The organism is Streptomyces sp. NPDC059787 (genome assembly GCF_042732315.1).
In the GTDB taxonomy this organism is placed as follows: domain Bacteria; phylum Actinomycetota; class Actinomycetes; order Streptomycetales; family Streptomycetaceae; genus Streptomyces; species Streptomyces atrovirens.
Genome location: NZ_JBHWHX010000084.1, coordinates 1 through 12,855, shown reverse-complemented (window position 1 = coordinate 12,855; position 12,855 = coordinate 1). Strand labels below are relative to the sequence as shown.

12 protein-coding genes are annotated in these 12,855 nt (G+C 71.2%); 7 read left to right on the top strand and 5 right to left on the bottom strand.

The annotated features are described in order from the left end of the window. Positions 1-238: 238 nt before the first annotated feature. The gene (locus ACFV5H_RS36960; protein WP_385058926.1) at positions 239-1,735 is read right to left on the bottom strand and encodes an MFS transporter; all 1,497 of its coding nucleotides are present in this window, start codon (positions 1,733-1,735) and stop codon (positions 239-241) included. Between the two features lie 515 nt (positions 1,736-2,250). Between ACFV5H_RS36960 and ACFV5H_RS36955 the strand changes: the two genes are divergently transcribed. Both ACFV5H_RS36955 and ACFV5H_RS36950 read left to right on the top strand, forming a co-directional pair. Then, positions 2,251-2,928 (top strand): response regulator transcription factor, encoded by a 678-nt coding sequence (locus ACFV5H_RS36955; RefSeq protein WP_030821646.1) that lies wholly within the window; start codon positions 2,251-2,253, stop codon positions 2,926-2,928. 54 nt (positions 2,929-2,982) lie between these two features. Beyond that, a complete protein-coding gene (locus ACFV5H_RS36950; protein WP_385199092.1) occupies positions 2,983-4,257 on the top strand; it encodes an ATP-binding protein in 1,275 nt (424 codons plus the stop codon). Positions 4,258-4,260: 3 nt separating this feature from the next. On the opposite strand, the gene ACFV5H_RS36945 is transcribed toward ACFV5H_RS36950, so the two are convergent. Further along, complete coding sequence (locus ACFV5H_RS36945) at positions 4,261-4,809, bottom strand: GtrA family protein (protein ID WP_385058923.1); 549 nt, start codon at positions 4,807-4,809, stop codon at positions 4,261-4,263. Positions 4,810-5,006: 197 nt separating this feature from the next. On the opposite strand from ACFV5H_RS36945, the gene ACFV5H_RS36940 reads away from it, so the two are divergent. The 4 genes from ACFV5H_RS36940 (at position 5,007) to ACFV5H_RS36925 (ending at position 9,210) form a co-directional block, all read left to right on the top strand. After that, complete coding sequence (locus ACFV5H_RS36940; RefSeq protein ID WP_385058921.1) at positions 5,007-6,146, top strand: 5-(carboxyamino)imidazole ribonucleotide synthase; 1,140 nt, start codon at positions 5,007-5,009, stop codon at positions 6,144-6,146. Further along, positions 6,143-6,667 carry a 5-(carboxyamino)imidazole ribonucleotide mutase gene (purE, locus tag ACFV5H_RS36935; RefSeq protein ID WP_385058920.1) on the top strand — a complete coding sequence of 175 codons (525 nt, stop codon included), beginning with the start codon at positions 6,143-6,145 and terminating at the stop codon, positions 6,665-6,667. The genes ACFV5H_RS36940 and purE overlap by 4 nt, the downstream gene beginning before the upstream one ends. Before the next feature lie 5 nt (positions 6,668-6,672). Continuing rightward, positions 6,673-7,851: a dipeptidase gene (locus ACFV5H_RS36930; RefSeq protein ID WP_385199090.1), complete on the top strand. Its 1,179-nt coding sequence runs from the start codon at positions 6,673-6,675 to the stop codon at positions 7,849-7,851. A gap of 231 nt (positions 7,852-8,082) precedes the next feature. Beyond that, a complete protein-coding gene (locus tag ACFV5H_RS36925) occupies positions 8,083-9,210 on the top strand; it encodes a dipeptidase (protein ID WP_385199089.1) in 1,128 nt (375 codons plus the stop codon). A 40-nt stretch (positions 9,211-9,250) separates the two neighbouring features. On the opposite strand, the gene ACFV5H_RS36920 is transcribed toward ACFV5H_RS36925, so the two are convergent. Both ACFV5H_RS36920 and ACFV5H_RS36915 read right to left on the bottom strand, forming a co-directional pair. Beyond that, complete coding sequence (locus ACFV5H_RS36920; protein ID WP_385199088.1) at positions 9,251-9,643, bottom strand: VOC family protein; 393 nt, start codon at positions 9,641-9,643, stop codon at positions 9,251-9,253. Between the two features lie 22 nt (positions 9,644-9,665). Further along, positions 9,666-10,025 (bottom strand): VOC family protein, encoded by a 360-nt coding sequence (locus tag ACFV5H_RS36915; RefSeq protein ID WP_385049708.1) that lies wholly within the window; start codon positions 10,023-10,025, stop codon positions 9,666-9,668. Between the two features lie 116 nt (positions 10,026-10,141). Between ACFV5H_RS36915 and ACFV5H_RS36910 the strand changes: the two genes are divergently transcribed. Then, positions 10,142-10,648, top strand: a complete 507-nt coding sequence (locus ACFV5H_RS36910) for a CGNR zinc finger domain-containing protein (RefSeq protein ID WP_385049711.1) — start codon at positions 10,142-10,144, stop codon at positions 10,646-10,648. Positions 10,649-11,217: 569 nt separating this feature from the next. Here ACFV5H_RS36910 and ACFV5H_RS36905 read toward each other — a convergent pair. Then, a complete protein-coding gene (locus ACFV5H_RS36905) occupies positions 11,218-12,561 on the bottom strand; it encodes a UDP-glucose dehydrogenase family protein (RefSeq protein ID WP_385059374.1) in 1,344 nt (447 codons plus the stop codon). Between the last annotated feature and the right edge of the window lie 294 nt (positions 12,562-12,855).

Below are 12,855 nucleotides of genomic sequence, written 5' to 3'. Positions count from 1 at the left end.
TTCGCCCCCGCCGCCCCTTCCCGTCCCAACCCGGGGGATCCGCCCCAGACCCCGCGCATCACACGCCGGAGAGGCTATGTTACAGCAACACCGGCGTTTGAGGAGCGAGGGTCCGGGGGCAGCGCCCCCGGGGGCGAAGAAAGCAAGTGGTCGTACACGCCCCACCCCTCCCCGCGAACGCCCGAAGGGCCCCGCATCCATCGGATGCGGGGCCCTTCGGTGAGCCGTGGGGGAAGGCTCAGCGGACGTCGCCCATGAGGGCCTTGACCTTGCCGCGGTACATCCACACCGCGATACCGGCGACCACCGCGAGGCTCGCCTCCATCGCGACGATGCCCGTCTTGTTCAGGTCGACACCGGCGATGGAGAGCAGACCGGTCGTGGCGTCACCGGCGGTGACGGCCAGGAACCAGACGCCCATCATCTGCGAGGCGTACTTCACCGGAGCCATCTTCGTCGTCACCGACAGGCCGACCGGGGAGAGCAGCAGCTCACCGCAGGTCTGGACGAAGTAGATCGCCACCAGCCACATGGCCGCCGCCTTGTGGCCGCCCTCCGCGATGCCCAGCGGGGCCAGGAAGAGGAAGAAGGACGCGCCGACCAGGACCAGACCGAAGGAGAACTTGACGATCGTGCTCGGCTCCTTGCCGCGGCGGGCGAGCGCCAGCCACAGCGTGGCGAAGACCGGGGCCAGGGCCATGATGATGACCGGGTTGACCGACTGGTACCAGGAGACCGGGAAGTCCCAGCCGAAGACGCTGTTCTCGGCCGAGGAGTCGGCGAAGAGCGACAGCGTCGAGCCGCCCTGGTCGTAGATCATCCAGAAGACGGCGGCGGCGACGAAGAACCAGATGTACGCCGACATCTTGGACTGCTCGGCGCGGTCCAGGGACTTGTCACGCTTGATGCGGGTCAGGACCAGCACCGGGATGATCACGCCGAGCAGGGTCAGCGGGACCAGGATCCAGTTCAGGGTGTAGGCGCCGGAGAAGCCGACGATCGCGTAGAAGACGACGGCGAGCGCGGCCCAGAACGCGGCCTTGCGCAGCGTGGAGGTCTTCTCCTGAGCCGACAGCGGCTTCGGGACCACGCTGGAGTGGGGGGCCAGGTGGCGGCTGCCGAGCAGGAACTGGACCACGCCCAGGCCCATGCCGACCGCGGCGAGCGCGAAGCCCAGGTGCCAGTTGACGCTCTCACCGATGGTGCCGATGATCAGCGGCGCGGCGAAGGCACCCAGGTTGATGCCCATGTAGAAGACGGTGAAGCCACCGTCCCGGCGCGGGTCGTCCGGGCCCGCGTAGAGCTGGCCGACCATCGTGGAGATGTTGGCCTTCAGCAGACCGGAACCGATCGCGACCAGGCCGAGCCCCGCGTAGAAGGTGCCGGAGGACGGCAGGGCCAGCGTCAGGTGGCCCAGCATGATGACTCCGCCGGCGACGGCGACGGTCTTGCGGGGTCCCCAGACACGGTCGCCGAACCAGCCGCCCGGCATCGTGAGCAGGTACACCAGCGAGAGGTACACCGAGTAGATCGCGGTCGCGGTGCCGGCACTGAGGCCGAGCCCGCCCGGCGCGACCAGGTACAGCGGGAGCAGAGCCCTCATGCCGTAGTAGGAGAAACGCTCCCACATCTCGGTCATGAAGAGAGTGGCCAGTCCGCGGGGGTGGCCGAAGAAGGTCTTCTCGGATCCGGGGGTGCCCGGAGTGACCGAGTCCTTCGTCAGGCTGGACGCCATGGTCGATCCTTGCTGGTCGGGACGCGTCGCGCGAGCGTGTACGCGCCCGGTGGGGGGCGGCCGGCACCGGCGAGGTCTTACCGTCCACCCCACGCCCGAGGGAGGGCCGCTCCGGGTCGCGGAACGGCGGACGGCGACCACCGGGATCCACGCCCCGCCGTGCGTCTGCGCGCGACGGGGCCCGGCCACAGGTCATTCCTTCCGGGGCCGGCGCACAGGCCGGCCCGCACACAAAAGAGACCCTCGGCGTCAACTGCGCCAAAGGTCCCCGTGGTGCAACAGGCGTTGATTCACCATACGGCAGGACAGTGCCGGATATGGAAGGACTTGAGACACGGATCACAGGTTTTACTGGAACCGTGATCACCCATTCGAAGGTCCCTCCTAGGTTCGCACCCCACAGCCGCAGGTGCGAACCGGGGCCGCCGCAGGTGAGAAACGGGTATGCCGGAGGTAAGAGTCAACGCCGGCGATCACACCCCGGGCCCCGTGGCGGCGGGACTACCATCACTGACATGACCCGTGTACTGCTCGCCGAGGACGACGCGTCCATCTCGGAGCCGCTGGCCCGCGCCCTGCGCCGGGAGGGATACGAAGTCGAGGTGCGCGAGGACGGACCCACCGCGCTCGAAGCCGGCATGCAGGGCGGCGTCGACCTGGTGGTGCTGGACCTCGGACTGCCCGGCATGGACGGTCTGGAGGTCGCCCGCCGGCTCCGCTCCGAGGGGCACACGGTTCCCCTGCTGATCCTGACCGCGCGTGCCGACGAGGTGGACACGGTCGTCGGCCTGGACGCGGGCGCCGACGACTACGTCACCAAGCCGTTCCGGCTCGCCGAGCTGCTGGCCCGGGTCCGGGCCCTGCTGCGGCGCGGTTCCGCCGAGCCCCAGCAGCCGCCCGCCACCCACGGGGTGCGCATCGACGTCGAGTCGCACCGGGCCTGGATGGGCGACGAGGAGCTCCAGCTCACCGCGAAGGAGTTCGACCTGCTGCGGGTCCTGGTGCGGGACGCGGGCCGGGTCGTCACCCGCGACCAGCTGATGCGCGAGGTCTGGGACACCACCTGGTGGTCCTCCACCAAGACCCTCGACATGCACATCTCCTGGCTGCGCAAGAAGCTGGGCGACGACGCGGCCAACCCCCGCTACATCGCGACCGTGCGCGGTGTGGGCTTCCGTTTCGAGAAGAGCTGAACCCCGCCGGGGCCCACCAGTGGGCAACCGGGGTTCGCCAGTGAGTAAGAGGACATGCGCCGCCGTCTGATCCAGTCCACGCTCGCCGTGGTGCTCGTCGTGATCGCCGTCTTCGGCGTCTCCCTGGTGATCGTCGAGACCCGCACCATCAGCGAGAGCGCCAGGGAGCGGGTGGAGTCCGAGGCGGTCCGGCTGGCCAGCATCGTCGACAGCCGGCTGCTCGTCGAGGACAAGGTCACCGCCGAGATCATCAGTGACCAGGTCACCGAGGACCGGTACGCCGTCATCAAGATCCCCGGCAAGCCGCCCATCGAGGTCGGCACCAAACCGGACGGCGACGTCATCAGCGCCTCGGCGCCCGGTGAGGAGGGCGAGACGGTCACCGTCCAGGAGCCGCGCTCCTCGGTGACCCGGGAGGTCGGCCGTACGCTGCTGATCATCGGCCTGGTGGCGCTGCTCGCGGTGATCGCGGCGGTGCTGCTGGCGATCCGCCAGGCCAGCAGGCTCGCCTCCCCGCTGACCGACCTCGCGGAGACCGCCGAACGCCTCGGCTCCGGCGACCCCCGCCCCCGCCACCGCCGCTACGGCGTTCCCGAGCTGGACCGGGTCGCGGACGTGCTGGACCGCTCCGCCGAGCGCATCGCCCGCATGCTGACCGCCGAGCGGCGCCTCGCCGCCGACGCCTCCCACCAGCTGCGCACCCCCCTCACCGCCCTGTCCATGCGCCTGGAGGAGATCACCCTCACCGACGACCCGGACACGGTGAAGGAGGAGGCCACGATCGCGCTGACGCAGGTGGAGCGGCTGACGGACGTGGTGGAGCGGCTGCTGACCAACTCCCGCGACCCGCGCACCGGCTCCGCGGTCACCTTCGACCTCGACGAGGTGATCCAGCAGCAGCTCGCCGAGTGGCGCCCCGCCTACCGCGGCGTGGGCCGCGCGATCGTCACCTCCGGCAAGCGCCGGCTGCGGGCGGTGGGCACACCGGGCGCGGTCGCCCAGGTGCTGGCGGCGCTGATCGAGAACTCGCTGATGCACGGGGGAGGCACGGTCGCCCTGCGCACCCGCGTCACCGGCAACCAGGTCGTCGTCGAGGTCACCGACGAGGGGCCCGGCGTCCCCGCCGACCTGGGCGCGCGGATCTTCGAACGGGCGATCAGCGGCCGCAACTCCACCGGCATCGGTCTCGCCGTCGCCCGCGACCTCGCGGAGGCGGACGGTGGCCGCCTGGAGATGCTCCAGGCCAGTCCGGCCGTCTTCGGCCTGTTCCTCTCCCGCACGCCGCCGCAGAAGTCCCCGGACGACGAGTCCCGCCGGACGGTGCGCTGACGGCTACGGCACGTGCTGCGTCGCGCGGGAGCCACGGGAGCCGTCGGCGGGGGCGCCCCGCGTCACCGGCTCCCGCACCGGCAGCGCGCGGAACACCCAGGTGCGGTACGACCAGAAGCGGAACAGGGTCGCCACACCGATGCCCAGGAACTTGAAGATGTTGCTCTGCAACGGGCTGTCCCAGCCGAAGCCGTATGTCGCCGTGTACAGCACACCGTTCTCGATCACCAGGCCGACCGCGCTGAACAGCAGGAACAGCGTCATCTCCCGGGTGCGCCCGGACTTGTCGCGGTCCCGGTAGGCGAAGTAGCGGAAGCCGATGTAGTTGAAGACGATCGCCACGACGGTCGCGATGACGCTCGCCCGCACCACCTGGAGGTCCGTCACCTGCCGGACCAGGTTGAACACGAGGAGATTGACCAGCAGACCGGCTCCGCCGACCGCGCCGAACTTCACGACCTCACGGACCAGCCGGTCGAACCGCTCCCGCACGGTGCCGCGCGGGGCCGGAGCCGGGGCCGTGGTCGGAGGCCCGGAGGAACCGTGTCCCATGGTGGTGCTGGCCCCCGTCCGTCGGTTGGCGTCAATCAGACCATGCTAACCACCCGTCTCCGCGATCTTCCTGCGGACGAGGATCGCGACCGCGGATCGGCCGAGGATCACTCGCGGATCGTCCGAAGATCGCCCGCGGATCGTCCGGGAAGAGGCCGGTAAACCGGCCACGGTGGCTCGGCCGATACCCTGGGGGCGTGACGTTCCCGGTAGTCGGCATGGTCGGCGGTGGCCAGCTCGCTCGTATGACACACGAGGCGGGCATCCCGCTCGGCATCAAGTTCAAGCTCCTCAGTGACACTCCGCAGGATTCCGCGGCACAGGTCGTCGGCGACGTCGTCGTCGGCGACTACCGCGACCTGGAGACGCTGCGCGCGTTCGCGCGCGGCTGCGACGTGATCACCTTCGACCACGAGCACGTGCCCACCGAGCACCTCAGGGCCCTGGAGGCGGACGGCATCCCCGTCCGCCCGGGCCCCGACGCGCTGGTGCACGCCCAGGACAAGGGCGTGATGCGGGCGAAGCTCGACGCGATCGGCGTGCCGTGCCCGCGGCACCGCATCGTCGCCGACCCCGAGGACGTCGCCGCGTTCGCGGCCGAGGGCGACGGGTTTCCCGTCGTCCTCAAGACGGTCCGCGGCGGCTACGACGGCAAGGGCGTGTGGGTCGTCGACTCCGTCGAGGAGGCCGTCGAGCCGTTCAAGGCGGGTGTCGCCGTCCTCGCCGAGGAGAAGGTCGACTTCGTGCGCGAACTGGCCGCCAACGTGGTCCGCTCCCCGCACGGCCAGGCCGTCGCCTACCCGGTCGTGGAGTCGCAGCAGGTGAACGGCGTCTGCGACACGGTCATCGCGCCCGCCCCCGACCTCGACGAGACCCTCGCGCTGAAGGCCGAGGAGATGGCGCTGAACATCGCCAAGGAACTCGGTGTCGTCGGTCACCTCGCGGTGGAGCTGTTCCAGACCCGCGACGGCCGCATCCTCGTCAACGAGCTCGCGATGCGCCCGCACAACTCCGGCCACTGGTCCCAGGACGGCGCGATCACCTCGCAGTTCGCCAACCACGTCCGCGCCGTCCTCGACCTCCCGCTCGGCGACCCCCGCCCGCGCGCGAAGTGGACGGTCATGGTCAACGTCCTCGGCGGCGACTACCCGGACATGTACTCCGCGTACCTGCACTGCATGGCCCGCGACCCCCAGCTGAAGATCCACATGTACGGCAAGGACGTGAAGCCCGGCCGCAAGGTGGGCCACGTCAACACCTACGGCGACGACCTGGACGACGTGCTGGAGCGCGCCCGTCACGCAGCCGGCTACCTGAGAGGCACGATCACCGAATGAGCCCAGTTGTCGGCATCGTCATGGGGTCGGACTCCGACTGGCCCGTCATGGAAGCGGCGGCCAAGGCCCTCGACGAGTTCGAGATCGCCTACGAGGTCGACGTGGTCTCCGCGCACCGCATGCCCCGCGAGATGATCGCGTACGGCGAGCAGGCCGCGGACCGGGGACTCAAGGTGATCATCGCGGGCGCGGGCGGCGCCGCCCATCTGCCCGGCATGCTCGCCTCGGTCACCCCGCTGCCCGTCATCGGGGTGCCCGTGCCGCTGAAGTACCTCGACGGCATGGACTCCCTGCTGTCCATCGTGCAGATGCCGGCCGGTGTCCCGGTCGCCACCGTCTCCGTCGCCGGCGCCCGCAACGCGGGCCTGCTCGCGGCCCGCATCCTCGCCGCTCACGACGAGGAACTCCTCGTCCGGATGCGGGAGTTCCAGCAGGAGCTGAACGACCAGGCCACCGAGAAGGGCAAGCGGCTGCGCGCCAAGGCCGAGGGGTCCGGCGCCGGCTTCGGCTTCGGGAAGTGACGCGGATGACCTCGCTGGACCAGGCCCGGGAGCTGCTGCGCGAGTTCCCCGTCGTCGACGGGCACAACGACCTGCCGTGGGCGCTGCGCGAACAGGTCCGCTACGACCTCGGCGCCCGCGACATCGCCGGCGACCAGTCCGCCCACCTGCACACCGACCTCCCCCGGCTGCGGGCGGGAGGGGTCGGCGCGCAGTTCTGGTCGGTGTACGTCCGTGCGGACCAGCCCGACCCGGTACCGGCCACGCTGGAACAGATCGACTGCGTACGGCAGTTGCTGGCCCGTCATCCGGAGGAGCTGGCGCCCGCGCTGACCGCCGCCGACATGGAGGCCGCGCGCGGTCAGGGCCGTATCGCCTCCCTCATGGGGGCGGAGGGCGGCCACTCCATCGCCGACTCCCTCGGCACACTGCGGGGGTTGTACGACCTCGGCGTCCGGTATCTGACCCTCACCCACAACTTCAACGTGGCGTGGGCGGACTCGGCGACCGACGAGCCCGGCGTGGGCGGCCTGTCGGCCTTCGGCCGCGAGGTGGTGCGGGAGATGAACCGGCTCGGCATGCTGGTCGACCTCTCCCACGTCGCCGCCACGACCATGCGGGACGCGCTGGACGCCACGTCCGCGCCGGTGATCTTCTCCCACTCCTCCGCCCGCGCGGTCTGCGACCACCCGCGCAACATCCCCGACGACGTGCTGGAGCGGCTGCCCGCCAACGGCGGTGTCGCGATGGTGACGTTCGTGCCGAAGTTCGTGCTCCAGGCGGCCGTCGACTGGACGGCCGCGGCCGACGAGAACATGCGCGCGCACGGCTTCCACCACCTCGACACCACCGCCGAGGGGATGAGGATCCACCGCGCCTTCGAGGAGACCAACCCGCGCCCGGTCGCCACCGTCTCCACGGTGGCGGACCACCTGGACCACATGCGCGAGGTCGCCGGCATCGACCACCTCGGCATCGGCGGCGACTACGACGGCACGGCCTTCACCCCCGACGGCCTGAACGACGTCTCCACCTACCCGAACCTGATCGCCGAGCTCCTCGACCGCGGCTGGTCGAAGGCCGACCTGTCCAAGCTCACGTGGAAGAACGCGGTACGGGTACTGGGCGCCGCGGAGGACGTGGCCAGAAACCTCCAGGAGACCCGCGCCCCGTCCAACGCCACCCTGGCCTCCCTGGACGCCTGACCCGCGAACCTGGGAATCCAGCCCCTCCGGCACAACCCAGCCCCTCCGGCGTCTGAGGAGCGGAGTCCGGGGCGGAGCCCCGGGACGGGACGGAGGGGGCGAGTCGGACAACCGCGTGCCCGGACGGGGCGTCGTACCCAGGTACCCCGAACGCCGCGTCCACCAGGAAGCCCACGGCCGCTCCGTGCGACGGTGACCGTACCGCCGAGGTCACGACGTACGGAGCCCGCCATGGCCGATCTCCAGGACGACCTGCACCCCGCCGCCGAGGTCGGCCGCATCGACGAGCCGTACCCCCAGGAGGCGGTCATCGTCACACCGGAGACGTACGAGCCCGTCTCCGACCCGGACGCCGAACCCCTCACCCGCGCCCACGCCGTCCTCGCCGCCCACCCCGTCGCCGACGGCTACAGCGGACTGCCTTGGGCGCTGCGCCGACTCCCCTGGTACGACCTCGACCTGGGGGAGAACGCCGTCGACGCGGATGTGCCCCGGCTGCGCAAGGGGCAGGTCGGCGCGGTGTTCTGGTCGCTGCACCTGCCCGAGGCCGACGACGGAGGCCGGGCCGTCGGCGCCACCCTGGAGCAGCTCGACCTGGCGAAGGCGGTGGTCGCCGCCCACGACGAGGGCCTGCGCCCCGCGCGCAGCGCGGGAGAGGTCGCCGACGCCCGCAACTGCGGCCGGGTCGCCGTCCTGTTCGGCCCCGCCGGTGCCGCCGCCCTCGGCGACTCCCTCGGCGTGCTGCGCTCGCTGCACACCCTCGGTCTGCGCGTGCTCACCCTGACCGGTGCCTCCTGGGCGGACGCCGCGGGACTGACCCGGTTCGGCGAGGAGGTCGTCCGTGAGATGAACCGGGTCGGCATGATCGCCAACCTCTCGTACGCATCGGCCCCGACGATCCGCCGCGTCCTCGCCGTCTCCAAGGCGCCCGTGCTGTTCAGCCGCTCCGCCGCCCACGCCCTGCGCCCCCATCCGGCCAATCTCCCCGACGAACTGCTCGCCGACGTGGGGCGGGCCAAGGGCCTGTGCATGGTGCCGCTGACCGCCGAGCAGTCCGGTCCGACCGTCCGTGACGTCGCCGACCACCTCGACCACGTCCGCACGGTCGCCGGACCGGAGTGCGTCGGCCTGTCCGGCACCTACGACACCGGTGGCACCCATCCGCAGGAGCTCGCCGACACCTCCTGCTATCCGAGGCTGATCGCCGAACTGCTGGGGCGCGGCTGGGACGAGACCGAGGTGGCCCTGCTGACCTGGGGCAACGTCCAGCGGGTACTCCGCGAGGCGCATTTCACCGCCCATGTGGCCCAGCAGCGCCGCCCGCCGTCGACGGCGACCATCGAGGACCTGGACGGCTGAGCGGCGGGGTGGTCAGGGCTGTCGGATCAGAGCTGCCGGATCAGGGCTGTTCGATCCGGCAGAGGCAGAACGGATGCCCCGCCGGATCGGCGTACACCCGGAAGTCCTTGGTCTCGTAGCCCTCCCGGTCCAGCACCCGCGCCCCCAGCGCCAGCACCTTCTCCTCCGCCGCGTCGATCTCCTCCCAGGTCCCGCCGGCGTCGAAGTCGAGGTGGAACTGCTGGGAGTCGTGGTCGGCGCTCGGCCAGGCCGGCGGGGCGTACCCCGACGCCCGCTGGAAGGCGAGCCGGGGCCCCGCGGGGATCTGCAGCACCACCCAGTCCGGGTCCTCCTCCACGGGCGTGCCGCCGCCGACGGCCGCGTAGAAGACGGCCAGTTCACGCGGATCGGGGCAGTCGAGAACGACGGAACGCAGACGGGCCACGGGGGCCATGGATCCTCCAGGAGTCAGCGGGTCAGCAGGCGCACAGGCAGAACGGGTGCCCGGCCGGATCCGCGTAAACCCGGAAGGTCCGCGAGCGGTCGTCGGCGTCCAGCGGCCTCGCACCCAGCGCCAGCACCTCCTTCTCGGCCGCGTCCAGGTCCTCGACCGTCAGATCCAGGTGGAACTGCTGGGAGCCGTCGGCCGACGGCCACCGCGGCGGTACGTACTCCGGGGACGCCTGGAAGGCCAGCGTCGGGCCGCCGTCCACCTTCAGGTCCACCCACTCGCCCTCGCCCACCACCGTGCCGCCCACCAGCCCGGCGTAGAAACCGGCCAGCGCGCGCGGGTCCGGACAGTCCAGGACGACGGCGCCCACCTTGGCAACGGACATGACTTCCTCCTCGTTGTTACCGTCAGGGACGGGTAACCAGTAACGGTTACCGCATGCTCCCGCATCGGAGGTAACGTCGCAAGGGAAAAAGGAAATGGGAGAGGCGGCGTCCAGGCATGAGTGAGAGAGCGGCCCCGCCCGGGAAACTGGCCCTGGTCCAGGCCCTGGTCAACACACTGGACGTCGAGTCGGGCGCCGACGCGCTGGACACGGCGGACGGCCGCGCGCCCTTCGGGCTCACCGAGGACACCGTCGCTTCTGCTCGCGAACTGCGCGAGTCCCTGCGCGCCACGCTGCTCGCCCACGCCGGACACCCGCCCCACCGCGCGGTCACCCCGCTCGGCGAGCTGCTCGCCCGTGCGCCCCTGGTGGTCACGGTCGATCCGGCGGACGGCTCCGCCGCGCTCGCCCCCGTCGACGACGGGCCCCTGCTCTCCCGCGTGGCAGCCGCCGTCGCGGAGGCGGTCACGGCGGGCACCTGGAACCGGCTGAAGGCCTGCGAGGCCGACGACTGCCTCTGGGCGTACTACGACCGCAGCCCCGCCGGACGCGGCCGCTGGTGCTCCATGCAGGTGTGCGGGGCCCGCGCGAAGATGCGGCGCTATCGGGCGAAGGAGGCGTGAACGCTCCGCTGGGTGTGTGTCGTTGGTCGTCTGCCGCGCCGTCGTGGCTGGTCGCGCCCACGCGGCGGTAGCCGCACGTCGGTACGGTCCCGCGCCCCTTTGGGGTGTTGCCGGGCCCCGGTGGACTGCGCCGGGCCTGTTGAGGGCGCGGTGGTGTGTCGTTGGCCGTCTGCCGCGCCGTCGTGGCTGGTCGCGCCCACGCGGCGGTAGCCGCACATCGGTACGGTCCCGCGCCCCTTTGGGGTGTTGCCGGGCCCCGGTGGACTGCGCCGGGCCTGTTGAGGGCGCGGTGGTGTGTTGTTGGTCGTCTGCCGCGCCGTCGTGGCTGGTCGCGCCCACGCGGCGGCAGCCGCACATCGGTACGGTCCCGCGCCCCCTCAGGGCGCTGCCGTGCCGCAGTGGGATTTGCGGGGCTCGTTGGAGGCACGGCGGTAGCCGCACGCCGGTACGGTCCCGCGCCGCTACAGGGCGCGTAGCCGCACCGTGTCCGCGTGTGGTTTGGCAGAATGCGGCGGGGCGCCGGTTCGGCCGACTGAGCCTCGGCCGAACCGGCGCCCTCCGCTCTTCGTCTACGCGGTGGGGCGTCCCATCGCGCGGTAGCGCCAGCCGGCCCGGCGCCACACCTCCGGGTCGAGCGCGTTGCGCCCGTCGAGGATCAGCCGCTCCGCCGCCACCTCGCCCAGCGCCGCCGCGTCCAGCTCGCGGAACTCCCGCCACTCCGTCAGATGCAGTACGACGTCCGCGCCGCGCACCGCCTCCAGCGCCGAGTCGGCGTACCCCAGGGTCGGGAAGAGACTGCGGGCGTTGTCCATGCCCTTCGGGTCGTACACCGTGACCTGGCCGCCCTGGAGGTGGATCTGCCCGGCCACGTTCAGCGCCGGCGAGTCCCGGACGTCGTCCGAGTCCGGCTTGAAGGTCGCGCCCAGCACCGCCACCCGCTTGCCCAGGAACGACCCGCCGCCCAGGGCCTGCCTCGTCAGCTCCACCATCCGGCCGCGCTGGCGCATGTTGATCGAGTCGATCTCCCGCAGGAACGTCAGCGCCTGGTCCGCGCCCAGCTCACCGGCGCGCGCCATGAACGCCCGGATGTCCTTCGGCAGACAGCCGCCGCCGAAACCGATCCCGGCCCGCAGGAACTTCGCGCCGATCCGGTCGTCGTAACCGATGGCCTCCGCCAGCTTGGCCACGTCACCGTCCGCGGCCTCGCACACCTCGGCCATCGCGTTGATGAACGAGATCTTGGTGGCCAGGAAGGAGTTCGCGGAGGTCTTCACCAGCTCCGCGGTCGGGAAGTCGGTCACCACGAACGGCGAGCCCTCCTCGACCGGCGTGGTGTACACCTCCCGCAGCACCTTCTCCGCCCGCTCACTGCGCACGCCCACCACGATCCGGTCCGGGTGCAGCGTGTCCTGCACGGCGAAGCCCTCGCGCAGGAACTCCGGGTTCCACGCCAGCTCCGCGTCCTCCCCGGCAGGGGCGTGCTCGGCCAGGTAGGCGGCCAGCCGGTCGGCCGAGCCGACGGGCACCGTCGACTTGCCCACGACCAGCGCGGGGCCCTTCAGATGGGGCGCGAGCGAGGCGATCGCGGAGTCGACGTACGACATGTCGCAGGCGTACTCGCCGTGCCGCTGCGGAGTGTTCACACAGACGAAGTGGACGTCGCCGAACTCGCCGAGCTCGGCCCAGTCCATCGTGAACCGCAGCCGCCCGCTGGACCCCTCGATCCCGGCGACGTGCCTGCGCAGCAGCTCTTCCAGTCCCGGCTCGTACATCGGGACCTCACCGCGCCGGAGCTTGTCGATCTTCTCCGGTACGACATCGAGGCCCAGCACCTCGAACCCCAGCTCCGCCATGGCCGCCGCGTGGGTCGCACCGAGATAACCGGTGCCGATCACGGTGATCTTGAGGGCCATGAGTGCTCCAGGGGTATACGGCATGCAGTGCGGGCCCGAGCATAACCGGGGGCCCGGGACCGCCACCGGCGGGCTGTCGCCCAGCTCACCTATCCACAACCGTGGATGACGCTCTAAAATTTGAGTTACTTAACGGTAGTTAGCGTGACCAGCATCGCAGTGTTTTGGAGCGTGAGAGACCTTGGCCGGATCGGCTGACTTCGACCTGTACCGCCCGTCCGAGGAGCACGACATGCTCCGTGACGCCGTCCGCTCGCTGGCCGAGGCGAAGATCGCGCCGTACGCCGCCGCGGT